Genomic DNA, 24,466 nt, shown 5'->3' with positions numbered 1-24,466 from the left:
GCCCCTTGAGTGCTCCATCGGGAGCAGACAGCGCCACGCCCCGGCGACCGCGGGGGTCGCCGGGGCGTGGCGCGTGTGCCGTCCGGTGCGGCTACAGGAACGAGTTGATCTCGATCGTCTCGTCCCGGCCCGGGCCCACGCCGATCGCGGAGATCGGGGCGCCGGACATCTCCTCCAGCGCCTTCACGTACGCCTGGGCGTTCTTCGGAAGGTCGGCGAAGGTCTTCGCCTTGGAGATGTCCTCGTTCCAGCCCGGGAGCATCTCGTAGACCGGCTTGGCGTGGTGGAAGTCGGTCTGGGAGTAGGGCAGCTCCTCGACCCGCTTGCCGTCGATCTCGTACGCCACGCAGACCGGGATCTGCTCCCAGCCGGTGAGGACGTCGAGCTTGGTGAGGAAGAAGTCGGTCAGGCCGTTCACGCGGGTCGCGTAGCGGGCGATGACCGCGTCGAACCAGCCGCAGCGGCGGTCACGGCCGGTGGTGACACCCCGCTCGCCGCCGATGCGGCGCAGCGCCTCGCCGTCCTCGTCGAACAGCTCCGTCGGGAACGGGCCGGCGCCGACGCGGGTGGTGTACGCCTTGAGGATGCCGATGACCCGGCTGATCTTCGTCGGGCCCACGCCGGCGCCGGTGCAGGCGCCGCCCGCGGTCGGGTTCGACGAGGTGACGAAGGGGTACGTGCCGTGGTCGATGTCCAGGAGCGTGCCCTGGCCGCCCTCGAACAGGACGACCTTGTCCTCCTCCAGCGCCTGGTTGAGGACCAGGACGGTGTCGGAGACGTACGGCGCGAGCTTGTCGGCGTACCCCAGCAGCTCCTCGACCACCTGGTCGACGGCGATCGCGCGCCGGTTGTAGAGCTTGGTGAGGATCTGGTTCTTGACGTCGAGGGCCGCCTCGACCTTCTGCGTGAGGATCGACTCGTCGTACAGGTCCTGCACGCGGATCCCGACGCGGTTGATCTTGTCGGCGTAGGTCGGGCCGATGCCGCGCCCGGTCGTGCCGATCTTCCGCTTGCCGAGGAAGCGCTCGGTCACCTTGTCCACCGTCACGTTGTACGGGGTGATGATGTGCGCGTTTCCGCTGAGGAGGAGCTTGGACGTGTCGACGCCACGCTCGTTCAGACCGCTCAGCTCGGAGAGCAGGACCGACGGGTCGACGACGACGCCGTTGCCGATGACCGGCGTGCAGCCGGGGGACAGGATTCCGGAAGGGAGGAGGTGCAGTGCGTACTTCTGGTCACCCACGACCACCGTGTGGCCGGCGTTGTTGCCGCCCTGGTAGCGCACTACATAGTCCACGGAGCCACCGAGAAGGTCGGTGGCCTTTCCCTTGCCTTCGTCACCCCACTGAGCACCGAGCAGCACAAGTGCGGGCACGCGCGTACACCCCTTCCGGGCGGGGCATGTCCATGGTCGAGGGCGAACGCGGAGAATATGCAGCCGCGTGCACCGCGACCGCCGTTGGCCGCCAACCGTCGGACCGGATGCCCCGGAATAGACGAAGCCCCTGGCGCAATAGCGCAAGGGGCTCTTGCACAAAGATGCTACCCGAGGAAGCGAGGCATGGCCGAGGTGGCGACTTCCGCGACGTCCGAGCAGCTGCTGGTGGTGGTCGACCCGGTCGCCCGTAGGTCGGACGGCGAGTCCGTCAGGATCGCGAAAGACGTGCTCGGGGCGGGTGCCGGCCTGAAGCTGTGCCTGCCGGACGGGCCGGAGGAGTTCGCCCGTGCGCTGGCCCGGCGGGGCTCGCGGCGGCCGGTGGTGGTGGGCGACGACCGGGCGCTGATCCGGGCGGTGGCGCTGCTGCACCGGCACCGGGAGCTGTCCGGATGCGCGCTGTCGGTGGTGCCGGTCGGGGGCGCGCTGTCCCTGGCGCGGTCGCTGGGGGTGCCGACGGGGCCGGTGGCAGCGGCGCGGGCGGTGCTCGACGGGGTCGAGCGGCGCATGGACCTGATGGTCGACGACAGCGACGGGGTGGTGCTCGGCGCGCTGCGGATACCGCCGCTGCGGCCCGCACCGGCGGCCGGGGCGGACCCGGAGGACGCGCCGGACCCGGACGACGTGCCGGGCCGCCCGTGGCTGCGGACCTGCCAGTCGCTGGTCCGGACGCTGGTTCCGGCGGGCCGCCCGTCCCGGCCGGCCGCCGCGCCCGAGCCGGGGCCCTCGCGGCTGCGGGTCGAGGTGGACGGGGAGACCCTCGTCGACCTGAACCAGCCGGTGGAGGCGGTGTCGGTGTCACCGTCGGCGTCGGGTGTCGCGTCGGTGGAGGTCAGACCCGTGTCGGTGGGTGCGGAGGCCTCGCCACTGCTGGCGGAGGGCCGGACCGTGACGGTGTCCGGGGCGCACTTCCGCTATCGCGCGGACACCGTGGTGTCGGGGCCGGTGCGGACCCGGACGTGGGTGGTGCGGGAGGGGGCGTGGGGGCTGACGGTGCCGGCGGGCAGTGCGCCGCCGGGTTCGTGATCCTTTCCGGGACGGGGCTCACCCGGCCCGAACGTCTTGTCTCCGGTGCTCGCGCCAGTCAGCCGACCTCGACCGCCAACTCCTCCAGACCTCTGATCACGAAGTTCGGCTTCCTCTCCGGTTCGGCGGCGAGGCGCAGCGTCGGGGCCCTCTCCAGCAACGCCCCCATCGACGCCGCCAGCTCGATACGGGCCAGGGGTGCGCCGATGCAGTAGTGGATGCCCGCGCTGAAGGAGATGTGGGGGTTGTCCGCGCGGGTGAGGTCGAGGGCGGACGGGTTCCGGAACACCGCCGGGTCGTGGTTGGCGGAGCCGAAGAGCATGGCGATCTCCGCGCCACGCGGGATCGTCGTGCCGTCGATCTCGATCTCGTCCAGGACCCAGCGCTCGAACAGCTGGAGCGGGGTGTCGTAGCGCATCAGCTCCTCGATCGCGGAGGGGACGAGCGTGTGGTCCGCGCGCAGCGTCTCCAGCTGGGCCGGGTTGCGGAACAGGGCGTACCAGCCGTTGACCGTGGCGTTCACCGTGGCCTCGTGGCCGGCGTTGAGCAGCAGGACGCAGGTGGAGATCATCTCCTGCTCGGTGAGCCGGTCGCCCTCGTCGTGGGCGGCGATGAGACCCGAGATGAGGTCCTCGCCGGGCTCCTTGCGGCGGGCCGCGATCAGTTCGCGCAGGTAGTCGGAGAACTCGACCGACGCCCGGACCGCCTTCGCCGCCGTGTCCCCGGACGGCTTGAGCTCGTACATCCCGCAGATGTCCGCCGACCAGGGGCGCAGCGGGGCCCGGTCGGACTCCGGGATGCCGAGCATCTCGGCGATCACCGCGACGGGGAGGGGTTCTGCGACGTCCGTCAGCAGGTCGCCGCCGCCCGCCGCGACCAGCCCGGACACCAGTTCGTCGGCCAGGCCCCGCACGTACGGCTTCAGCCGCTCCACCGTGCGTGGCGTGAACGCCTTCGACACCAGACGGCGGATCCGGGTGTGGTCCGGCGGCTCCAGGTCGAGCATCCCGTGGTCGTTGAGCGTGTGGAACGGCTCGTGCTCCGGCGGGGGCGCCGTGCGGCCGAACTCCTCGTGGGTGAACCGGTGCTGGTACGTCCGGCCGAGGCGCCGGTCGCGCAGCAGTGCCGAGACGTCCGCGTGGTGCGGGACGAGCCACTGGTTCGTGGGCTCGAACCAGTGCACGCGGCCCCGGGCACGCAGCTCGGCGTAGACGGGGTACGGGTCGGTGAGGAACGCCGGGCCCCACGGGTCGAACCCGAGGTCGAAAACAGCTGCCATGAACGGACGCTAGCCCGGCGACCCCCACTCTGACCAGGGGCGGCGCCCACCTGTCACCCCGGCGTCACCAGCCGCGCCTCGTACGCGAACACCGCCGCCTGTGTCCGGTCCCTCAGGCCCAGCTTCACCAGGATCCGGCTGACGTGCGTCTTGATCGTCGACTCGGCGACGACCAGCCGCTCCGCGATCTCCGAGTTCGACAGGCCCTGCGCGATCAGGACCAGCACCTCCGTCTCCCGCTCGGTGAGGTCACCGAAGGCCGCCTGGGCGGAGGGCATGAGGGGCGGCTTCTCGGAGAGCTTGGAGAACTCGGTGATCAGGCGCCTGGTCACCGAGGGGGCCAGGAGCGCCTCCCCCGACGCCACCACCCGCACCCCGTCGGCCAGCTGGCGGGCCGAGGCGTCCTTGAGGAGGAAGCCGGAGGCACCCGCGCGCAGCGCCTGGTACACGTACTCGTCGAGGTCGAAGGTGGTGAGCACCAGCACCTTCGCCGCACCGTCGGCGGCGACGATCTCGCGGGTCGCCTCGATGCCGTTCAGCTCGGGCATGCGGATGTCCATCAGCACCACGTCCGGGGCGAGCTCGCGGACCTTGGCGACGGCTTCCCGGCCGTTCACCGCCTCGCCGACGACCTCGATGTCCGGCATCGCGTTCAGCAGGACCGAGAATCCCTCACGCACCATCATCTGATCGTCCGCGATCAGCACCCGGATGGTCATGCGTCGCCCTCGTCCGGCAGGGCGACCGGCAGGAACACCGCCACCTCGTACCCTCCGTCGTCCGTGCCGCCCGCCGTCATCTCGCCGTTCAGCATCGACACCCGCTCCCGCATGCCCGTGACGCCGTGCCCCGCGCCGGGCGAGGGCTTGATCAGGCTCGGGTTCGGCGGCGGGCCGTTGACCACGCGCAGGCCCAGGCCACCGAGCACGTAGCCGATCTCGACGCGGGCCGTCGCCCCGGGCGCGTGCCGCAGGGTGTTGCTCAGCGCCTCCTGCACGATGCGGTACGCCGACAGCTCCACGCCCTGCGGCAGCTCCCGCACCGCGCCGGTCACCACCTTCTCGACGCTCAGCCCGGCCTCCCGGACATTGGCCAGCAGCCCGTCCAGCTCGGCGAGCGTGGGCTGCGGGGCGTCCGGGGCCTCGTAGTCCTCGGCACGGACGACGCCCAGCACGCGGCGCAGTTCGGTCAGGGCCGCCACCGCGTTCTCCCGGATCGTGGCGAACGCCTTCTCCAGCTCCGGCGGCGGGTTCTCCACCCGGTAGGGCGCGGCCTCCGCCTGGATGGCGACCACCGACATGTGGTGGGCCACCACATCGTGCAGCTCGCGGGCGATCGTGGTGCGCTCCTCCAGCAGGGTGCGCCGCGAGCGCTCGTGCGCGGTGACCGTCTGCTGGGCGGTGACCTCCTGCTCGGCGTGGCGGCGGATGTGCCAGACGGTGACGCAGAGCAGGACCAGGGCCGATATGACCAGCATGGGACCGGAGTTGGTGCCGTACGTGTAGGTCGGGCCGACGCCGCTGTCCGCGACGATGGCGTACAGCGCGGTCAGCGCCCACATCCAGGCGGCCGTGCGCGGCCGGGTCCGTATCGCCACGACCGTCAGCACGGTCAGATGGCAGGCGAAGCTGCCGGCCGCCCAGGGCCACTCCCCCCATCGGCTGCCGAGCACGGCGGCCAGCGGCGTGGAAACCATGGACGCCCAGAACGCGCCGACCGGCCGCACCATGGTCAGCAGCACGGGGATCGCGCAGAGCGGGCCGAGCAGCAGGGCCGGACCGCCGGAGTCGACCGAGGCCAGGGCCAGGGTGATGAGGGCCGCCGCGATGATCACGGCGTGCGGGAGCCACTGCGCGTGCTCCCGCAGCCGCCCCGGCAACCGCCGGACGATCCGCCCGTCCGTGTGCCGGCCCGGCAGCGGCCGGTAGGCGAAGGCGTCGTGGATGAGGTCCTGCCGCAGCCCGCGCAGGGCATCCACCGCCAGCCGGTACTCCGGGCTGCGCGATGCCGCCCCGTCCCCCGGCGGCGTGGTCTGCATGTGGGTCGTCTCGGTCACGTACAGAACGGTATGCGGCCCCGGTCCCCCGGTCGTCCCCTTGGAGAGGGGTTCCCCGGCGTCCCCCTCAGGTACTACGGGACCCCGTCGGCCACCCCTCAGTACCCCGACGGCCGCACCAGCCCCGACTCGTAGGCGAACACCGCCGCCTGCGTCCGGTCTCTGAGGCCCAGCTTCACCAGGATCCGGCCCACGTGGGTCTTCACCGTCTGCTCGGCCACGAACAGGTGCTGGGCGATCTCCGCGTTGGACAGGCCCTGCGCGATCAGCGCGAGCACCTCCGTCTCCCGCTCGGTCAGGTCGCCGACGCGCTCCATGAGCGGGGCGCGGGGCTTGCCGTCGAGCCGGGAGAACTCGGCGATCAGCTTGCGTGTGATGACCGGCGCGAGCAGCGCTTCCCCGGCCGCGACCACCCGGACCGCCTCGGCGAGCTGCTCCGACGACGCGTCCTTCAGCAGGAACCCGGAGGCTCCGGCGCGCAGCGCGTCGTACACGTACTCGTCGAGATCGAAGGTGGTCAGCACCAGCACCCGCATGTCCGGGTGGGCCGCGGTGATGTGCCCGGTGGCCTCGATGCCTCCGATCCCGGGCATGCGGATGTCCATCAGGACGACGTCCGGGGCGAGCTCCGCGGCCAGGGCGATGCCGCCCTCACCGTTCTTCGCGTCGCCGACCACCTCTATGTCGGGCTGGGTGCCGAGCAGCACGGTGAAGCCCTGCCGGACCATCGCCTGGTCGTCGACGATGAGAACCCGGATGGGGTTGCCGGTGCCGCTGGTCATGAGATTCCTCTCTGGCGGGCCGTGGAGTGATGGGTGCCCGGGGCGTCGGCGGGCGGGGTCTCCGGGAGGAAGGCGGTGACCTTGAAGCCGTCCCAGTGCCACGGGTGCGCGGTCATGGTGCCGCCGAGCATCGCGACCCGCTCCCGCATGCCGAGCAGCCCGTGCCCCGCCCCCGTCGACGGCGGTGGCGGTCCGGTCGGGCGGCCGTTGACGATCTCCACCTCCAGGCCGTCCGGCTCGTAGGTGAGACGGACCGTGATCCTCGCGCCGGGCGCGTGCCGCAGGGCGTTGCTCAGCGCCTCCTGCACGATCCGGTACGCCGACAGCTCCACGCCGGGCGGCAGCGGACGCCGCTCGCCCTGGATGTCGGTGACGACCTCGCGTCCGGCCGCCCGCGTGTTCTCCACCAGCGCGTCGAGCCGGTCGAGCGTGGGCTGCGGGGCGTGCGGTGTGGTCCCGTCACCCGCGTCGGCGAACGGCTCACCCGGCCCCGGGTGCTCCGAGCGCAGCACGCCCAGCACACGGCGCAGTTCGGTCAGTGCCTCCAGCGCGTTCTGCCGGATGCCCGCGAGGTTCTCCCTGAGCTCGTCGGGCGGGTTCTCCACCAGGTGCGGGGCGACCTGCGCCTGGATGGAGATGACCGACATGTGGTGGGCCACCACGTCGTGCAGTTCCCGCGCGATGCGGCTGCGCTCCTCCAGCAGGGTGCGCCGGGTGCGCTCCTCGGCGGTGAGCGTGGTCTGCTCGACCAGTTCCCTGCGGGCCTCGCGGCGGCCGCGCAGGGCGGTGCCGACTATCACCACGACGGTGAACAGGGAGAGTGCGAGCACGCCGGTGGTGTCGTAGCGCTCGGCGCCCTGCAGGCTCTCCAGGACGTAGGTGAACAGCGCGGTCACGGCCAGGGCCGCCGTCGCCGCGCGGGTGGGGACCCGCAGCGCGAGCAGCAGCAGCACGAACATCTCGGCGATCAGGCCGGCCGCGGTCCAGGGCCAGGTGTAGGTGTGCGGGTCGAATCCGAGACGGCCGCGCACCGCCACGGCGCCCACGAGGAAGGCGCCCAGGGACAGCCACCACGCCGGCACCGGCCGCCACAGCCCCAGGACCATGGCGCCGCCCTGCGCGACTGCGATCAGGAATGCCAGACCTGGGGCCAGATGGCCGTTGCCGTTCATGTCGCCCGTGCCGCCGACCGTGACCCCGAACGCGGCCAGGCACACGATTCCGTGCGGCAGCCAGCGCAGCCACGTGGAGGGCGGCAGCGGGTCCACCCGGACGGTCCACAGGTCCTGGCGCAGCTTCCGCAGCCAGCCCTCGACGCGCGCCCGCAGCGCGCGGCCCACCCCCGTGTCCGTCACACGGCCCAGCCTAGACATGACGCGCCTTCGCCGCTGTGTCCCGGTCGGAAGGACGGTGCGCCTGCACCACCCGCGACCTGCGGTCCCGGCCGCCGCCCCCTCGCTCGAAAGAGCGGAAAGCGGCCCAGCAGACCGCGAGAGCCAGCGCGAACACGGGCAGCCAGAGCAGCCGGGCCCCGACCCAGCCGAGGTCGTCGGGCCGGGTGTGCAGCCCGGGGAGCCGACCGACGAGGAGGCCGGTGGCCGTGGTGGCCATCAGGGCCGTCTGGTGCCAGAGGAAAATGGTCATCGCGGAGAGGTTGACGAGCGCCACCGCCGCCCACGCCACGGGCCGGCGCATCGCCCGCCGCAGCCGCTCGCGCAGCAGCAGGGCGAGACCGCACTGGGCCAGGCCGAACGTGACGACCGCCAGCGTCGGCGGATCCAGGTTGGACATGCCCTCGCCCGGGACGCCGACCATGGCCGCCGGATAGCCCGCCCACGCCACGAGCACCGCGGTCGCCGCCGCCCCGGCACCCAGCAGGACCCAGCCCGCACGCCTGCGCTCCAGTTCGCCGCGCGTCCAGGCCGCACCCAGCGTGTAGGGCACCGTCCAGGCGGCCGCCACGTTCACCCAGCCCAGCCAGGAGGGTCCGCCGAGGCCGAAGCGCAGCAGGTCCACGTGCAGGACGACGGCCAGCGGCCACAGCGGGTTGAGCCGGGTGAGCAGCGGGGTCGCCGCCGTCAGGCCCGCGAACACCACGAGGAACCACAGGGGGGACAGGGCCAGCTTCACCAGCGTGCGGACCGTGCCGAACTCGGTGCCCGACAGCAGCAGCGCGACGGCGGCGACCGTCCACAGGGTGAGGACGGCGGCGACCGGCTTGAACAGCCGGGACAGCCGGGCCGTCAGCCACTGGTGGTACGGGATCCCCCGGGCCCGGGCCGAGGCGTGACTGCGGGTGGCGACATGCCCTCCGACCAGGAAGAACACGGCGAGTGTCTGGAACATCCAGGAGACGGGCGTCAGCCAGGGCATGTCCTGCAGCGGGCTCGCCGTGCGCAGGACGCGGCCGTCGGAGACCAGGGCCGTGACCAGCCAGTGCCCGAGGACGACGCCGAGGACGGCGGCGGCCCGCAGGGCGTCCACGGCCCGGTCGCGGCCGGGCGGGGTGGCCGCACCGATGCGGCCGGCGCCCCGGCGCACCGTCTGCCGCAGGGCGCGTACGCCGATGTCAGTCATGGGTCACCGCCTCGGTCTCGCCCAGGACGATCCGGGCCAGGTTGGTCAGGGAGGCCGTGCCGGGCCTGAAGTAGTCGCTGTGGCCCCCGTCGCCGGCCGCGAAGACCCGGGCGCCGAAGGCCGGGGAGACGGGGTCGGTGCCGAAGCCGACGGTGGTGCCGAAGAGGTCCAGGTCGAGGTGCGGGACGTTCTCCACCCAGTCGTCACCGCCCCGGGCCGCCCAGACGCGGGCGCGGGTGTGCAGACCGGCGGCGGTGTCGGCGCCCGTGCCCGGGCTGCCGACGAGCGCGATGTCGTCGACGGCGAGCCCTGCGGCGGCACGGCCGCAGACCACCGAGCCGTAGGAGTGGCACAGCAGCGAGATGCGCGGTCCGGTGCCCGCTACGGCACGCAGGTCGGCGACCAGCGCGCGCAGGTGCGGGGCCGCCTGCTCCGCCCTGCCGGTCGTCGTGACGGTCGTGCTGACCGTCCCCGGCGTCTCGTAGCCCAGCCAGGCCACGACCGCGGTGTGCGTGCCCGCGGGGGCCTGCCGGGCGAGCTGCCGGTGCAGGGCGGCGGCCGCCGCGTGGAACCGGCCGTAGGTGTCGAGGCTCGTGTCGGAACCCGGGACCAGGACGGCGATGCGGTCGGCCCGGGCGAGGTCGCCGAGGACCTCCGTCACCCGGCCGGAGCCGCGGCCGTCGAACCGCAGGAGGTGCCGGCCCGAGGCGGCCAGACGACGGTCGGTCGCGGCCCGGTCCCGGTCGTGGTGGGCGGCGGCCGTACGGGCCGCCTCGGCGGCGTTGGCCCGGTTGGCCGCGTACGCCTCGCCGAGCGTCGACGCGCTGAGGGGGGCGAGGGAGGCGGGGGCCGGTGCGGGGGTCTGCGGTCGTACGGCCCCCGACAGCGGGACGACCACCGCACCGGTGATGAGGGCGGCGAGCGCGGCGCGGCGCCATCGGCCGGCGCGGCGTCTGCAGCCGTCGCCGGCACGGCGGTACTGCGGTGCGGACCCCATGGTCGTCCCCCTCCAGCGCACCCGGCCATCGGGTCTGCTCGGAAAGGAAGTTACGGAGCGGGGCACCTCGTCCGCGTCACACCGGGGAACGCTTCTGCGGCGTAGCTCTCAGGTACTACGGGTATGACCGGGGCGCCTCTTAAGGGGCAGACCTCAAGGGGCAGACCTCAAGAGGCGGACCTCATGGGGCAGCTGCCGCTCACCAGGCCAGCTGCGCGATCTCCTCCACCACCACCGCGCACGCGTCAGCCGCCGGGTCGATGAGCGGGAAGTGCCCCACGTCCTCCAGCAGGGTCACCCCCACCATCTCCCCGGCCTTCGCCGCCGCCTCCGCGTACGACTCGGCGACCGCCTGCGGTACGTCGAGGTCCGCGCGGCCCTGCACGAGGGTGGTGGCGATGCCCGTGGGCAGCAGCAGGGCCGGGTCCGCGTACGGCTGCCGCTCCCCGAAGTGCTCGTCCCCGCCCAGGAGTTGACGCACGGCGCCCCCGCACACGTCCAGCTTGCCGGCGATCGCCAGGTCCGCGATCGGCGCGAGGGCTACGACGCCGCGCAGCGTCACCGGACTGCCGCCGCGCCAGGGCGAGTCCGCCGGCAGAACGTGCCGGGCGGCACCCCACAGCGCGAGATGCCCGCCCGCCGAGTGACCGGTGAGGACCGTACGGCGCGGGTCGGCCTGCGGCAGCGACTCCCGTACCAGCGCGGGCAGGGCGTCCAGTGCCGCGGCGACGTCGTCGAAGGTGTCGGGCCACCGGCCGGCGAGGGAGTCGCCGTCGCCGCCGCGCCGGTACTCGACGCTGGCCACGGCGAACCCGCGGCGGGCGAGGAAGTCCGCGAACGGGCTGATGTGACGCCGGTCGTAGGGCGCGCGCCAGGCGCCGCCGTGCAGCACGACGACGACCGGGGCCGGTCCGGGGCCACCGGCCCGGCGCGGCGCGAAGAAGTCGATCACCTGGTCCGGGTGGTCGCCGTAGGCCGCGGCGGCGTCGGGATCGACGGGCGCGTGGGAGAAGGCCGACTTCTCCTCGGCAGCGGCCCGTGCTGCTGCGACGTCGTCCGTCATGCTCCAACCTTCCAGCGATGAACCGTACGCGGCAAGCCGGTTGAGGGCCGCGCCGTTTGGCCGGGACGGTACCAGGCGCGTGACATGCGCGGACATGCGGATGTCACGCTCGGTGAAGACCCGGACAGGAGGAGCGGACGGGCACCGCCGGGCCGGTACACCGCACGGGCGTCCCGGCCCCGCCACCGCTCAGGCCAGCGTCTGAGCCAGCACCCGCGCCGCCCGCTCCACGTCGGCGAACCCGACGTACAGCGGTGTGAAGCCGAACCGCAGCACGTCGGGCGCCCGGAAGTCACCGACCACACCCCGCTCGATCAGCCGCTTCATCACGTCACCGGCGTCATCACAGCGCAGGGCGATCTGGCTGCCCCGCTCCTCGTGCGCCACCGGCGTCACACACTCCACCCGGCCCTCGGGCACGTACGCCGTCACGCACTCCAGGAAGAAGTCCGTCAGCGCGAGGGACTTGGCCCGCACCGCCTCGACCGACACCCCGTCCCAGACCTCGAGTGCCGCCTCCAGGGCGAGCATGGAGAGGATGTCGGGCGTGCCGACCCGGCCGCGCAGGGCACCGGGAGCCGGCTCGTAGCCGGTGCGCATGCCGAACGGCTCGGCGTGCGAGTTCCAGCCGGGCAGCGGTGAGTCGAAGCGGTCCTGCAGCTCCCGCCGCACGTACAGGTACGCCGGTGAACCGGGCCCGCCGTTCAGGTACTTGTAGGTGCAGCCGACCGCGAGGTCCACACCGTGCTCGTCCAGCCCGACCGGCAGCGCGCCCGCGCTGTGGCACAGGTCCCAGACGGCGACCGCGCCCGCCTCCCGCACGGCGGCCGTCAGACCGGGCAGGTCGTGCAGCCGGCCGGTGCGGTAGTCGACGTGGTTGAGGAGGACGGCGGCGGTGCGGTCGCCGAGCGCGCCCGGGACGTCCGCCGGTGCCACGGGCCGCAGGGTGCGGCCGGTCATGCGGGCGGCGGACTCGGCGATGTACCCGTCGGTGGGGAAGGTCGTCGCGTCGACGAGGAGCTCGTCGCGGCCCTCCCCTGCCATCCGCACCGCACCCACGAGTGCCTTGAGGACATTGACGCTTGTGGAGTCGCCCACGACGATCTGCCCGGGCGCCGCCCCGACCAGCGGGGCGATCCGGTCACCGATGCGCTCGGGCGCCGTCCACCAGCCGCTCTCCTCCCAGGAGCGGATGCGCAGCTCGCCCCACTGACGGCGTACGACGTCCTCGACCCGCCCGGGGACGACGGCCGGCAGCGCGCCGAGCGAGTTGCCGTCGAGGTAGACCACGTCGTCAAGGACGAATTCGGCGCGCTTGCCTGCCAGTTCGTCGACGGCGTCCAGCTTCTTCGCGCGTTCCGCCGGCTCAGACATAGGACCGCGCCGTCCACAGCTCGGGGAACACGTGCTTCTGCGCGCGCTTCTCCAGCCAGGCCACCCCGGCGGAGCCGCCCGTGCCGGTCTTGGCGCCCATCGCGCGGCGGGTGGCGACCAGGTGGTCGTTGCGCCAGCGCCACACCAGCTCGGCGACATCGCTCAGCGCCTCGCCCAGCCGGGCGACCTCGTCGCTCTCGTCACCCGAGTAGACGGCCGTCCAGGCCGCCTCCACCTCCGGCGACGGCTCGTAGCGCTTCGAGACGTCGCGCCGCAGCACGGCCTCCGGAATGTCGTGCCCGCGCCGCGCGAGCAGCCGCACGACCTCGTCGTACAGGCTCGGCTCGTGCAGCGCCTTCTCCAGCTCCGCGTGCACGCGCGGTGCGCCCCGGTGCGGGACGAGCATCGACGCGGACTTGTCGCCGAGCAGGAACTCCATGCGGCGGTACATCGCCGACTGGAAGCCGGAGCCCTCGCCGAGGGCGCTGCGGTACGAGTTGAACTGCGCCGGCGTGAGCTGGGCGAGCGGCTTCCAGGAGTGGTTGAGCGCCTCCAGTTCGCGGACGGACCTCTTGAGCGCGGCGGTGGCGGTGGGGATGTCGTCACCCCTGAGCGCGCCGGCGGCGGTCTCCCACTCGTGGACGATGACGGTGAACCACAGCTCCATCACCTGGGTCGTCACCAGGAAGACCATCTCTCCGGGGTCGTCGGAGAGGGTGTGCTGGAGGTGGGTGAGTACGTCCGCCTTGACGTAGTCCTCGTACGGCGTCGTGCCGTGGAAGTCGAGATGCGGGGTCTCGGGCTCGTGAGCCTCGTGGGACATCGCTGTCTCCTGCGTATAACTCCGGGTAGCGGTCCGCCCCTGCCGAATCCGACACGGGGGCCCCGGTCCCCAGGGGCATCTTCCGCAATCGTCCCCCGAAACCGCAAGGCCCGCCTTTCGCGGACGGGCCTCGCGTGCACGGACCGTGTTCTCAGCCCAGGACCTGCGCCGCCGTCGGCGAGGAGTCCTTCAGGAACTGCGAGCAGCGCTCGTACTCCTCCTGCTCGCCGATCGCCTGCGCGGCGCGGGCGAGGGCGTGCAGGGCGCGCAGGAAGCCGCGGTTCGGCTCGTGCTCCCACGGCACGGGGCCGTGGCCCTTCCAGCCGTTGCGGCGCAGCGCGTCCAGGCCGCGGTGGTAGCCCGTGCGGGCGTACGCGTAGGACTCCACGGCCGCACCCCGCTCGAACGCCTCGTCGGCGAGCTGCGCCCAGGCGAGCGAGGAGGTGGGGTGAGCACCGGCGACCTCGGCGGGCGCGGCACCCGACGCGAGCATTTCCCGCGGCCCGGGGTCGTCGGGGAGGTGGGTCGGGGGCGGGCCCCCGAGGAGGTTCTCGTGAATGGACATGCCCCAAGTCTGCGCCATACCGCTCGGCCGCGGGCACCGGTCCCGCCGAGGACCGGCCCGGGCACCGGCACCCCGGCCTACCCCAGCCGCTTCCGCACCGGCTCCCCCTCCAGCGGTGGGGCCGTGACGCCGCCGTGCCGCAGGCACTCCGGGCGCTTGCAGTCCGGCGGCGGCCTGCGCACCACCGCGGCCGCGATCACGGCCCCCGCCACCAGCGCCCCCGCACACCACCCCATCGCCTTGTCGAACGCCGTGTCGAAGGCGGCCGGCTCCCGGTACGCCTCCTCCCCCATCCCGGCCAGCAGCGGCAGCGCCGCCACCGCCATCAGGCCCGCCGCCCGGGCCGCCGCGTTGTTGATGCCGCTGGCCAGCCCGGCCCGTACCACGCTCACCGAGCCCAGCACCGTGGCCGTCAGCGGCGCCACCAGCGTGACCATGCCCAGCCCGAGCACCATCAGCGCCGGCAGCACATCGGCCGCGTACGACGCCCCCGGCCCCACCCGCAGCATCAGCAGCATCCCGGCCGCGCACAGCAGCGGTCCCACCGTCAGCGGGATCCGCGGCCCGATCCGGTCGGCCAGTTCCCCGGACCGCGCGGACAGCAACAGCATCAGCACGGTCGTCGGCAGCAGTGCCGTACCGGCGGCGAGGGCCGAGTAGCCCACGACCACCTGGAGCTGGAGCGCGGCGAGGAAGAAGAACCCGCCGAGGGCCGCGTACACGCACAGCGTGACGAGGTTGACGGCCGTGAACTGCCGGGACGCGAAGATGTCCGGCGGCATCATCGGATCCGGCCGGTGCCGCTCGACGAGCACGAACGCGACGACCGCGGCCAGCCCGGCCACCGCCGAGACGGCCACCACCACACCGTCCCCGCCGGCCTCGATCAGGGCGTACGTCACCAGCGCCAGCGCCAGCGCCCCCAGCACCGCCCCGAGCACGTCGAACCGCCCGTGCGCCTGCTGGTCCCCCGACTCGGGAACGTGCCGCAGGGCAACCGGCACGCACACCAGGGCCACCGGAATGTTCAGCAGGAACACCCACCGCCAGCCCGGCCCGTCCACCAGCCAGCCGCCGACGAACGGCCCGACCGCCGCCCCGATCCCGCCGAAGCCCGACCACAGGCCCACCGCCCGCCCCCGGTCGTCGGGGTGGAAGGACGCCTGGATCAGCGCCAGCGACCCGGGCGTCAGCAGCGCGCCGCCCACCCCCTGCAGGGCCCGCGCGGCGATCAGCACGCCCGCATTCGGCGCGATTCCGCACAGCAGCGAGGCCACCGCGAACCACACCACGCCGACGACGAACACCTTCCGCCGCCCGAACCGGTCCCCGAGCGCCCCGCCCAGCAGGATCAGCCCGGCCAGCGTGACCATGTACGCGTTGACGGTCCACTGCAACGCGGACAGGTTCGCGTCGAGGTCGCGGCCGATGCGCGGCAGGGCCACGTTGACGACGGTCGAGTCCAGCATCGCCATGCCGGAGCCGAGGACGGTGGTGAGCAGGACCCACTTGCCCTGCGGTGAGGCCAACCGGACATCGGGCATGCAGGGAGCATACGGAAGAGCCCGGCACCACAGGAGGTGCCGGGCTCGACGCGAGCGGAACCGGGAACTACTTGATCTTCGTACCGGTCGAGCGCAGGTTGCCGCAGGCCTCGACGACCCGCGCGGCCATGGAGGCCTCGGCCAGCTTGCCCCAGGTGCGCGGGTCGTAGGTCTTCTTGTTGCCGACCTCGCCGTCGACCTTCAGGACACCGTCGTAGTTGCGGAACATGTGGTCCGCGACGGGGCGCGTGAACGCGTACTGGGTGTCCGTGTCGATGTTCATCTTCACGACGCCGTTCTCCAGCGCGGTGCGGATCTCCTCCTCCGTGGAGCCGGAGCCGCCGTGGAAGACGAAGTCGAACGGGGAACCCTTGCCGAACTTGGCGGCGACGCCCTCGTTCAGCTCCTTCAGCAGCTCGGGACGCAGGACGACGTTGCCCGGCTTGTACACGCCGTGCACGTTGCCGAAGGACGCGGCCAGCAGGTAGCGGCCCTTCTCGCCCAGGCCGAGGGCCTCGGCGGTGCGGATCGCGTCGTCGACCGTGGTGTAGAGGGAGTCGTTGATCTCGTGGGAGACGCCGTCCTCCTCGCCACCGGTCGGCGTGATCTCCACCTCGAGGATGATCTTCGCGGCGCGGGCCTGCTCCAGCAGCTCCTGCGCGATGGAGAGGTTGTCGGCGAGGGTCTCGGCCGAGCCGTCCCACATGTGCGACTGGAACAGCGGGCTCAGACCGGCGTCGACGCGCTTCTGGGAGAGCGCCAGCAGCGGACGTACGTACCCGTCGAGCTTGTCCTTGGGGCAGTGGTCGGTGTGCAGCGCGATGTTCACCGGGTACTTCTCGGCGACGATGTGCGCGAACTCGGCCAGGGCGACGGCGCCGGTGACCATGTCCTTGCTGTACTGACCGCCCAGGAACTCGGCGCCACCCGTGGAGATCTGGACGATGCCGTCGCTCTCCGCCTCAGCGAAACCGCGCAGGGCCGCGTGCAGGGTCTGGGTGGAGGTCACGTTGATGGCCGGGTAGGCGAACTTCCCTGCCTTCGCCCGGTCCAGCATCTCGTTGTAGACCTCGGGAGTTGCGATGGGCATGCGTCCGCTCCTTGTATCTGCGGGTTGACGTACTGCTGTGTCTAACGGCCCTGACCTAGACCTTGGGGTGCGACGTCATCGTCGGCCCCATCTTTCCAGACTTGGCCGGAAGGTCCAGGCCACCGTCCACGCCCTGGTCAGTCGAGGCCCAGCTCGTCCTTCGAGAAGGCGAAGAGATACGGCACCCCGGCCCCCTCCTGGATCTTCTCGGCGGCGCCGGTCGCCCGGTCGACGATGGTCGCGACGGCGACGACCTCGGCCCCGGCCTCGCGCACGGCCTCGACGGCGGTGAGCGGGGAGCCGCCGGTGGTGGAGGTGTCCTCGACGACCAGCACGCGGCGGCCCGCGATGTCCGGGCCCTCGACGCGCCGCTGCAGGCCGTGCGCCTTGGCGGCCTTGCGCACGACGAAGGCGTCCAGGCGCTTCCCGCGCGCGGCGGCCGCGTGCAGCATGGCGGCGGCGACCGGGTCGGCGCCCATGGTGAGCCCGCCCACCGCGTCGAACTCCAGGTCGGCGGTCAGGTCGAGCAGCACCTGCCCGACCAGCGGCGCGGCCTCGCCGTCGAGCGTGATGCGCCTCAGGTCGACGTAGTAGTCGGCTTCCAGACCCGACGACAGGGTCACCTTGCCGTGCACCACGGCCTTGTCCTTGATCTGCTGCAGCAGCGCGCCGCGAGTGTCCGTCATGCCGCCCAGCTTAGAGGCGGCGCCAGCTCCAGGTCGTGGAGGCCTCCAGCGGCTCCAGGGGGGTGACCAGGTGCGGCATGGTGTTGAGGCCGTCGGGCGGGCCGGTCTGCGGCTCCACGCACACGGCCTCCCGCTGCTCGTCGTAGACGACCACCCACTCCTCGCGGCTGGTCACCTTCAGCTCCAGCTGACCGGGCCAGGTGAGCGTGGCCTCGACGCCGCCGGGCATGCCGAAGCAGTCGTCCCAGGGGCCCGGCTTCGGGTCGAGGCGGTTGCCGGTGGGCAGGTGGTCCTCGCCGCGCTCCTCCTGCCAGGCGGGCTCGAAGTCGAGGCGTACGTCCTCGCCGCCGAGGTTCCGGTTGAACCAGGGGTGCCAGCCGAGCTGCGCCGGGAAGGACGACTCGTACGTCTCGACCGACATGCTCAGCGTCAGCGCGTCCTCGCTGAGCGCGACGATCTGGGTGACGCGGCCCGGGTGGGGCCAGGGGGCGACGAGCTCGTAGGTGAGGACCGCCTCGTCCGTGCTCGTGCGGGCGGTGCGCCAGGCTCCGTCGCGGACGGTGCCGTGGATGGCGTGCGGCGGGGCGTTGAGGGGCATCTGCCGCACCTGGGCGCCGTCCAGGAACCGTCCGTCCCGGATCCGGCCGCACCACGGCACCATCGGGAAGCACCCGAACCGCTCGCCCTGGCGGAGCAGTTCGACCCCGCCGATCCGCAGTCCTCCGACCCGGCCGCCGTTGCCCGGCTGCACGGTCACCTCCGCGTCACCCGCGGTCAGCGTGATGTCTTCGTCACTCACGGGACGACCCTACTGGGGTGATCAAGAGGGCCTTGACGGTTAGGGGGCTCCTGGTGGGCGGCCGACGAGCGGTTCAGCGGCGTCTGCGCAGGGCCCGGACCGCCACGATGGCGGACGCCAGTGCCAGTGCCGCCGCGGGGGCCGCCCAGCGCAGGGGGGCCGGGGGTGTCACGGTCTGTGGCGCGGGGACCGGGGCGTAGCGGCCGCGCGGTGGGGCGTGGTCGACCTCCTCGGCGCTGCGTCCGATCATGGTCCGTCGCGCGTGCGCCGCTTCCGCGATGTCCTCCTCGTCGTCATCATCGTCCTCGCCCTCGTCCGCGCGTCCGTAGGAGGGGGACGGGCGGTCGGAGCCGAAGGCGGAGGGGCGCTCGGGAGCCGGGGGTTCCTCGGTGAGACCGGGGTCGGGAGCGGGCTGCGCGTCAGCCCCGGCCCCCGCACGCTCGTCGTTCATGGCGGCCCTTTCGTCCGTGGCCGCCGCGGCCAGATGCTCCGCGAAACGGTTCAGCAGCCGGGTGACGGCACCCTCCACCGACTCCGCGGGAAGGTCCTTGATCCGTCCGTCGGCGGACGCCGTGCCGTCGTACGCGACGGTGCAGCCGCCCTCCGCCTCGCGCAGGGCGATCCGCAGCGTGAGCTCGACCGAGCCGCTGCCGCGCGACTCCTCCGCCTCGCCCTCGACGGCGTAGGTGCCGTCGTCCCGCCGGGAGACCCGTACGGCACCCCGGTAGGTGACGGAGTGGCTGCCGACCCGGATCTTCATCCGCCCGGCGACGGGCCCGGCGCCGGCGTCCTGCTGGAGCCCGGGAACGGCCCGGGCGACCCGCGCGGGGTCGTCCAGCACCTCCCTCAGCCGCTCCGCCGGAACCGGAACGAACACCTCGTGCTCCATGTCGACGGACTCTACCCAGCACAGCCCGAAACGCACCCGCGCCTGAGGGATTCACCTCCGATCCACCCCCACCAGGCGTATCCTCCCGGCCCGCCCGGCGGTTCCGGCCCCTCAGTACCGCGGATGCACCAGCGTCGACGCCGGCAGCCCCGCGATCCGCGTCCTGCGCGCCGCCCGCTCGCCCGCGGCGAGGGACGCCTGTGTCAGGACGCTCGGCCGCGGTCCGGCCGGGTCGAGCCGCAGCGGCGGCTCCGTGCGGGCGGCGAGCACGAAACGCCAGTCGCGGGGCGCCCCGGAACGGTCGGCGGGGGTGCGGTCGGGCCCGGCGGCGGCAGCGGGGCGGCGGCCGCCCGTGCCGTACGGGGCGGTGCGGAATCCGGCCGCGCGCAGGGTCGCCTCGACGGTCCAGTGGACCCGGGGGCCGGCCGCGACCGGGCCGGCGTGCACCACGAGCCGGCCTCCGGGGGCGAGCACGCGCCGGGCCAGGCCGTAGAACTCCTGCGAATACAGCTTCGTGCTCGCGGTGATGCGCGGATCCGGCAGGTCCGAGACGACCACGTCGTAGGCCGCCGGAGTCACGCCGCGCAGCCGGTGGAAGGCGTCCGCGGTCGTCACGTGGACGCGCGGGTCGCCGAACGCGTGCTGGTTGAGCGCGGACAGGGCCGGGTCGGTGCGGGCCAGCCGGACCACCTCGGCGTCGAGTTCGACGACGTCGACCCGGTCGACTCCCGGGTGGCGCAGCACCTCGCGGACGGCGAGGCCGTCCCCGCCGCCGAGGATCAGCACGCGCGCGTGCGGCCCGCTCATCACGGGGTGGACGAGGGCCTCGTGGAAGCGCAGCTCGTCCCGCTCGCTGACCCGCAGCCGGCCGTCGAGGAACAGGGCGAGGGGCCGCCCGTGCGTGCCGCCGGTGAGGACGACCTCCTGCACTCCGGTCCGGAGCGCCACGCGGACGTCCCCGCCGTACACCGCCTGCCGCGCGGCCCGTTCGAAGTCGTCGACGAGGACGGCGGCCGCGGCGAGGACCGTGAGGACGAGGGCGTTGCCGAGCAGCAGCAGCCACCGGGCGCGCCGGGTCAGGTCCCGGCGGAACAGGCCGAGCACCAGCGCGCCGCCGACGACCGCGTTGACCGCGCCGGTGAGCAGCGCGCCGGTCAACTGGCCGAGGAACGGCAGCAGGAGGAAGGGGAAGGCGAGGCCGCCGACGAGGGCACCGACGTAGTCGGCGGCGGACAGGTCGGCCACGGCGCCGCCCGCGTCCTGGCGGCGGATGCGCTGGATCAGCTCCATGAGCAGCGGGACTTCGGCGCCGATGAGCAGTCCGGTGGCGAGGGAGAAGGCGACCAGCAGGCAGCGCGGACCGTTGGCCCACATCCCGCCCCAGTCACCGGTCCAGGCGAACACCGCGTACAGGGCCATCGCGCTGCACCCGCCGACGAGCGCGAGGGTGGCCTCGACGGCGCCGAAGCCGGCCGCGGCGAGCGGGCGCAGCCGCTTCGCGGCGAGGGAGCCGATGCCCATCGCGAAGACCATGACGGACAGCACGACGGACGCCTGGGTGACGGAGTCGCCCATCAAGTACGAGGCGAGCGCGACGAGTTCGAGTTCGTACACGAGTCCGCAGGCCGCGCAGACGAACACGCCCGCGAGGACCAGGAACCGTCCGGTGCCGGGCCGGACGGGCAGTCGCGCCGGGCCGGCGGGGCCGCCAGGGGCGCTCCAGGGCTGCGGGCAACCGGGCGGGGCGGGCGCGGGCGGCTCGATCACGCTGCGACGTTACGTCACGCCTCGACTGCGGTTCGTCACCCACACGTGTGGTGCTGGTTTACAGAGGCCGGATATCGGTACGGGATCCGGTGTGCCGCGTGCGGTTGGCCGCGCGTGGTTCGACGGGCCGGGCAGCGGTCGGCCGGGGTCAGTTGGCGGAGACCGCCGCCGGAACGCGCACCCCCACCTTCGTGCGGGTCGCCACCAACTGCCCGTCCTGCGGGTAGGCGTGCCACGTGCGCCAGTGCACCTGCCCCTCGTGGTGCTGGGCGAGCAGGGCCGTGAAGGCGTACGGGCTGCCGGGGAAGACGCCGGCGAGGCCGTGCGGATGGTCGGAGACGAGCGCCAGCAACTCCTGGGCGCGGCCCGCGAAGGAGCCGGGCGAGAGGACCTCGACCCGGGCCGCGAACTCGTACTCCCAGTCGTCCACGCGCTTGGCGACGCCGAGCGGCAACGGAGTGCTGCTGCCCGCGAGGCACGCCACCGTCTCCGAGCAGATGCCCCGCTCCTCCTCCAGCAGGACCTGATGGGACGCGCCGAGGAGTCGCAACTGCATTTTGGTGCCCGCGAGTTCGAGGTCGAGCACGGCCAGTGCGGGAAGTGGCTCGCGCCCCAGGGCCCACGCGAGATCGGCTGCGGACGTGTCGGTGTAGGAGGTGTTCAGGGTCGTGAGCATGGATCGGCTCCGCAAGCACACAAGGAGAGGGAGATGGGTCCGCTGCGCCCCGGTCGCACCGGGGGATGTCGGCCCGGGTCAAACCGGTCGGCCGGTTTCAGAAGGTCCGCAGAACGTCCGAGGGGCTGCGTCGGTGACTTAGGGAATCATGAACGGTGGCGCCACCACAGCGTTTTTACCCAAGTTCGTGGGGTTTCCACCCCTCAGAGGGCTCCACAGCTCAACTGTTCAACTACGGCGTGCGCCAGTGCCGGGGAGGCGTGCGCCGGTGCGCCGTGCTTCACGCCCGGAGCCGCGACGGAGGGGAGCCCGGGATTTCGGCCGCCGCCCGAAATCGCCGTGAAAAACGTGCAGTTGCGGAAGGCCCTTCCGGACTCGGTTCGGCACGGCGGCAGTTGTCCTACAGACAGGGGAGGTTGCCAGGATGCGCCCGAAGCCGCCCCATAGCCGTTCGAGCGGTCATCCGTCCGGGAACTCCGGACATGGCAACGCGGGGCCCGCCCAGGTGCGGACCCCGCGTTCGGTCGTGCGGCTCCCCCGTCGTGAGGACGGCCGACGTCAGTCAGCTGCCCCCGCCGCAGCCACCACCCCCGCAGGACGACCCGCCTCCGCAGGACGAGCCGCCACCGCAGGAGTGCCCCCCGCGGTGTCCGTCGCCGCCGGAGGAACCGGAGGAACCGGAGTCTCCCCCGCCGACCCACCAGCTGCCGCCGTCGCCACTGCCGCTGGTGCTGCTGCTCGACCCGGTGGACGCCCACGCCCCGCGACGCGTCGTCCGCCGGGTACCGCCCCTGCGGGCCTGGGAGACCAGCGCCCCGATCAGTACGACTCCGACCACCGCCAGGATGATGCCGACGATCATGGCGTCACCCTCCTTTCGTTCCCCCGAAGCGGCCCCCCGTGGGCGCCTCGCTCTTGCGTGAGGCGGTGATGCCCGGCCGCGGAACGGGCCAACACAAAGTTGAGGAACTTCAGAGGGTTCCGTAGGGGTGATGACCCCTGACCTGCACAGAAGGGCAGGTCAGGGGCCGTTCGTGGTTCACCGGGCCGTCTGTGGGCCGTGATCTTCCTGAGAGACGCGCTGAAACACCGTGTCGATGGCGCGGCGGGCCCTCTGGCGGCTGTCGGGCATGAGGTGGGCGTACACCCGCAGCGTGAGCCCTGGGTCAGCGTGCCCCATGTATTCGCTGACAGCCTTGATGTTCTCGCCCGCGTCCAACAGTGCGGAGGCGTAGAAGTGCCTCAGGGCGTGCATGCCGTGCTCGCGCGCCGACTCGTAGTTGCCGTCGTCGTCTGCTCCCGGAATGAGGCCAGCGGCGGCGAGAGCGGGCTTCCACTCCTTGCGGTTGAAGTTGCTGCGCCACACCAGGCCGCCCTGCTCCGCCGTGAAAATCAATCGCGCGGACACCTTGGGCCCCTCTGGCACATCCCATGGGAGGGTGATCTCTACGGGCTTGAAGGCGTCCATGTGGACCCGGAAAGCTTCCGCCACGGAGGCAGGGAGCGGCACGTCTCGCTTCTTGCCGCCCTTAGGAAGGGCGAACACCGGGTGCCCTTCCACGTGCTTGATCTGCCGGACCACGTGAAGCGTGCGCCCGTCGGTGCCGATGGCGTCTTCGGCGAGACCGAACACCTCGCCCTGGCGCAGACCGCATCCGGCCCCGGCGTCGACCATCGCTCGGTACCGATCCAGAAGGGCCGCACGAACGGCGAACACTTGGTCGGGCACCCACGGGACCACGGGATGCGGGTCAGGCTTGGGACGCCGAACGGTCCGGGCACCGCACGGGTTGCGCGACAACAGCGTGTCGTCAACAGCGGCAGATAGGACCGACTGAACGTCGGCGAAGATGTTCCGGGCGTAGGACGGGCCGACGCCGGGCTTCGCTTCCAGTGCGGCGACGAACTCCCTGATGTGCTCCGGCCGGAAGGTCCCGATCGGACGGGAGCCAAGCACCGGGTAGGCGTGCAACCGCAGGCGCCGGCCGAGTTCCTTCCGGGTCATCGGGCTGGGTGTCTTACTGTCCAACCACTTCTCGGCGTACTGCTGGAACGTGATCTGCATGGACTTGGGGTCGGTGTACTGACCGCGCGTCATGTCCGTCTCTACGGCGCTGAGCCACTTCTCAGCGAGACGCTTTTTGCCGTCAGGGAAGCTCTTGGACTTCTCGGTTCCGTCGGGTCCGATGTAGCGGGCGCGGTAGCGCAGGCCGGTGCCGTGGCGGTCGGTCTTGACGCGGACGGTCTTGCCGGCGGAGTTGGTCTCGGTCTTGAACCAGCGGTCTTGGATGTGGCCTGCCACGTAGGGTGCGGTCCCTTCTGGGCACGGGACGGGAAGGGCCACGGTGTGGCCCTCCCCGCGGAGTTGAGTGGTGAGGAGTTCGGCAGCCTCAGGCGGCGTCTTCGAGGGCGGTGCGTTCGGCCTCCCACGCCTGTACGGCGGCGGGGTTGAAGCGGAGGTAGCGGCCGACGCGGAAGCCGCCCGGGCCGATGCGCTTGCGTCGCCACTGGTAGACCGTCTCGACGCTCGGGAGGCTGAACATCGTGACCAGGTCTTCGGGGGTGAGGTAGCGGTCTGGGAGTCCGCCGCGCAGGAGGGCGCGCGGGTCGGTCGGCTCGTCGGTGGCCATGGTGTGGTGACTCCTCATATCCGTCGCGGGGGGGTGAGGTGTCCTGCGGTGGGTTCTGGTGCCGTGGGTTGCGTGCGGGCGCCGGAGCTGCGTCTGTCCGAGGTGCGGCTTTCTGCGTCACCTGCGTCACCTGCGTCATTCGCGCCCCTGACCTGCGGTTTCTGGGTGACGCAGGACTCTGGAGGTGTGTCATCGGTGACGTAGACCTTCGTCATCGGGTGACGCAGGTGACGCAGGTGACGCGGGGTGACGCAGGAATCGGCTGCCTGCGTCACCCGTCTTTCGGCAGGTCAACAGCCGTTTGCGGGGTGTGGGTGACGCAGGTGACGCAGGGTCTTCCTACTTCGGACAAGAGAGGGGTGGTGTCTGTTGTGGTGCGCGGCTCAGAGAGTGAAAGAACGGGCCGCT

Annotated in this window: 23 protein-coding genes; 1 reads left to right on the top strand and 22 read right to left on the bottom strand. The window is 72.5% G+C overall.

What is annotated here, in order from left to right; all coding sequences use genetic code 11:
* Nucleotides 1-91 precede the first annotated feature (91 nt).
* Entirely contained in the window at nucleotides 92-1,375 is a 1,284-nt protein-coding gene (locus HNR57_RS16615; protein WP_184560772.1) for an adenylosuccinate synthase, read from the bottom strand.
* Nucleotides 1,376-1,561: 186 nt separating this feature from the next.
* Here HNR57_RS16615 and HNR57_RS16610 point away from each other — a divergent pair, with 186 nt between their 5' ends.
* The gene (locus HNR57_RS16610) at nucleotides 1,562-2,461 is read left to right on the top strand and encodes a diacylglycerol kinase family protein (RefSeq protein ID WP_184560771.1); all 900 of its coding nucleotides are present in this window, start codon (nucleotides 1,562-1,564) and stop codon (nucleotides 2,459-2,461) included.
* Between the two features lie 58 nt (nucleotides 2,462-2,519).
* On the opposite strand, the gene HNR57_RS16605 is transcribed toward HNR57_RS16610, so the two are convergent.
* The 21 genes from HNR57_RS16605 to HNR57_RS16505 all read right to left on the bottom strand — a co-directional run bounded on the left by HNR57_RS16605 (nucleotide 2,520) and on the right by HNR57_RS16505 (nucleotide 24,058).
* Entirely contained in the window at nucleotides 2,520-3,740 is a 1,221-nt protein-coding gene (locus HNR57_RS16605; protein WP_184560770.1) for a cytochrome P450, read from the bottom strand.
* Nucleotides 3,741-3,793: 53 nt separating this feature from the next.
* A complete protein-coding gene (locus HNR57_RS16600; RefSeq protein WP_184560769.1) occupies nucleotides 3,794-4,459 on the bottom strand; it encodes a response regulator in 666 nt (221 codons plus the stop codon).
* Nucleotides 4,456-5,796, bottom strand: a complete 1,341-nt coding sequence (locus HNR57_RS16595) for a sensor histidine kinase (RefSeq protein WP_313673875.1) — start codon at nucleotides 5,794-5,796, stop codon at nucleotides 4,456-4,458. Before HNR57_RS16595 ends, HNR57_RS16600 begins: the two co-directional genes overlap by 4 nt.
* Before the next feature lie 98 nt (nucleotides 5,797-5,894).
* On the bottom strand, nucleotides 5,895-6,578 hold the full coding sequence (locus HNR57_RS16590) for a response regulator (RefSeq protein ID WP_184560768.1): 684 nt from the start codon (nucleotides 6,576-6,578) through the stop codon (nucleotides 5,895-5,897).
* Nucleotides 6,575-7,951: a sensor histidine kinase gene (locus HNR57_RS16585; RefSeq protein ID WP_184560767.1), complete on the bottom strand. Its 1,377-nt coding sequence runs from the start codon at nucleotides 7,949-7,951 to the stop codon at nucleotides 6,575-6,577. Before HNR57_RS16585 ends, HNR57_RS16590 begins: the two co-directional genes overlap by 4 nt.
* Nucleotides 7,944-9,155, bottom strand: coding sequence for an acyltransferase family protein (locus HNR57_RS16580; RefSeq protein WP_184560766.1), 1,212 nt, complete (start codon nucleotides 9,153-9,155; stop codon nucleotides 7,944-7,946). The genes HNR57_RS16585 and HNR57_RS16580 overlap by 8 nt, the downstream gene beginning before the upstream one ends.
* A complete protein-coding gene (locus HNR57_RS16575) occupies nucleotides 9,148-10,152 on the bottom strand; it encodes an alpha/beta hydrolase (RefSeq protein WP_184560765.1) in 1,005 nt (334 codons plus the stop codon). Before HNR57_RS16575 ends, HNR57_RS16580 begins: the two co-directional genes overlap by 8 nt.
* A 199-nt stretch (nucleotides 10,153-10,351) precedes the next feature.
* Nucleotides 10,352-11,215: an alpha/beta hydrolase gene (locus HNR57_RS16570; protein WP_184560764.1), complete on the bottom strand. Its 864-nt coding sequence runs from the start codon at nucleotides 11,213-11,215 to the stop codon at nucleotides 10,352-10,354.
* Nucleotides 11,216-11,404: 189 nt separating this feature from the next.
* Nucleotides 11,405-12,589, bottom strand: a complete 1,185-nt coding sequence (gene kynU, locus HNR57_RS16565; RefSeq protein WP_184560763.1) for a kynureninase — start codon at nucleotides 12,587-12,589, stop codon at nucleotides 11,405-11,407.
* Nucleotides 12,582-13,412, bottom strand: a complete 831-nt coding sequence (locus HNR57_RS16560) for a tryptophan 2,3-dioxygenase family protein (RefSeq protein ID WP_184560762.1) — start codon at nucleotides 13,410-13,412, stop codon at nucleotides 12,582-12,584. The genes kynU and HNR57_RS16560 overlap by 8 nt, the downstream gene beginning before the upstream one ends.
* 151 nt (nucleotides 13,413-13,563) lie before the next feature.
* Nucleotides 13,564-13,977 (bottom strand): DUF3151 domain-containing protein, encoded by a 414-nt coding sequence (locus HNR57_RS16555; RefSeq protein WP_033310134.1) that lies wholly within the window; start codon nucleotides 13,975-13,977, stop codon nucleotides 13,564-13,566.
* A 77-nt stretch (nucleotides 13,978-14,054) separates the two neighbouring features.
* Nucleotides 14,055-15,521: an MFS transporter gene (locus HNR57_RS16550; RefSeq protein WP_184560761.1), complete on the bottom strand. Its 1,467-nt coding sequence runs from the start codon at nucleotides 15,519-15,521 to the stop codon at nucleotides 14,055-14,057.
* A 67-nt stretch (nucleotides 15,522-15,588) separates the two neighbouring features.
* Nucleotides 15,589-16,611 (bottom strand): class II fructose-bisphosphate aldolase, encoded by a 1,023-nt coding sequence (fbaA, locus tag HNR57_RS16545; RefSeq protein ID WP_184560760.1) that lies wholly within the window; start codon nucleotides 16,609-16,611, stop codon nucleotides 15,589-15,591.
* A gap of 137 nt (nucleotides 16,612-16,748) precedes the next feature.
* Nucleotides 16,749-17,297, bottom strand: coding sequence for an orotate phosphoribosyltransferase (gene pyrE / locus HNR57_RS16540; RefSeq protein WP_184560759.1), 549 nt, complete (start codon nucleotides 17,295-17,297; stop codon nucleotides 16,749-16,751).
* Nucleotides 17,298-17,307: 10 nt separating this feature from the next.
* Nucleotides 17,308-18,096, bottom strand: coding sequence for an aldose epimerase family protein (locus HNR57_RS16535; RefSeq protein ID WP_184560758.1), 789 nt, complete (start codon nucleotides 18,094-18,096; stop codon nucleotides 17,308-17,310).
* A 73-nt stretch (nucleotides 18,097-18,169) separates the two neighbouring features.
* Nucleotides 18,170-18,985 (bottom strand): SRPBCC domain-containing protein, encoded by an 816-nt coding sequence (locus HNR57_RS16530; RefSeq protein WP_184560757.1) that lies wholly within the window; start codon nucleotides 18,983-18,985, stop codon nucleotides 18,170-18,172.
* 111 nt (nucleotides 18,986-19,096) lie between these two features.
* Nucleotides 19,097-20,752 (bottom strand): polyamine aminopropyltransferase, encoded by a 1,656-nt coding sequence (locus HNR57_RS16525; RefSeq protein WP_184560756.1) that lies wholly within the window; start codon nucleotides 20,750-20,752, stop codon nucleotides 19,097-19,099.
* Nucleotides 20,753-20,900: 148 nt separating this feature from the next.
* Nucleotides 20,901-21,428, bottom strand: coding sequence for a DUF2617 family protein (locus tag HNR57_RS16520; protein ID WP_184560755.1), 528 nt, complete (start codon nucleotides 21,426-21,428; stop codon nucleotides 20,901-20,903).
* 562 nt (nucleotides 21,429-21,990) lie between these two features.
* The gene (locus HNR57_RS16515) at nucleotides 21,991-22,290 is read right to left on the bottom strand and encodes a hypothetical protein (RefSeq protein ID WP_184560754.1); all 300 of its coding nucleotides are present in this window, start codon (nucleotides 22,288-22,290) and stop codon (nucleotides 21,991-21,993) included.
* Between the two features lie 177 nt (nucleotides 22,291-22,467).
* Nucleotides 22,468-23,730: a tyrosine-type recombinase/integrase gene (locus tag HNR57_RS16510; RefSeq protein ID WP_184560753.1), complete on the bottom strand. Its 1,263-nt coding sequence runs from the start codon at nucleotides 23,728-23,730 to the stop codon at nucleotides 22,468-22,470.
* Between the two features lie 88 nt (nucleotides 23,731-23,818).
* Nucleotides 23,819-24,058 carry a helix-turn-helix transcriptional regulator gene (locus tag HNR57_RS16505; protein ID WP_184560752.1) on the bottom strand — a complete coding sequence of 80 codons (240 nt, stop codon included), beginning with the start codon at nucleotides 24,056-24,058 and terminating at the stop codon, nucleotides 23,819-23,821.
* Nucleotides 24,059-24,466 lie beyond the last annotated feature (408 nt).

The organism is Streptomyces paradoxus, assembly GCF_014202475.1.
Lineage (GTDB): Bacteria > Actinomycetota > Actinomycetes > Streptomycetales > Streptomycetaceae > Streptomyces > Streptomyces paradoxus.
Note: the sequence above shows the minus strand (reverse complement) of the source record. Positions and strands in the feature narration are given on the sequence as shown.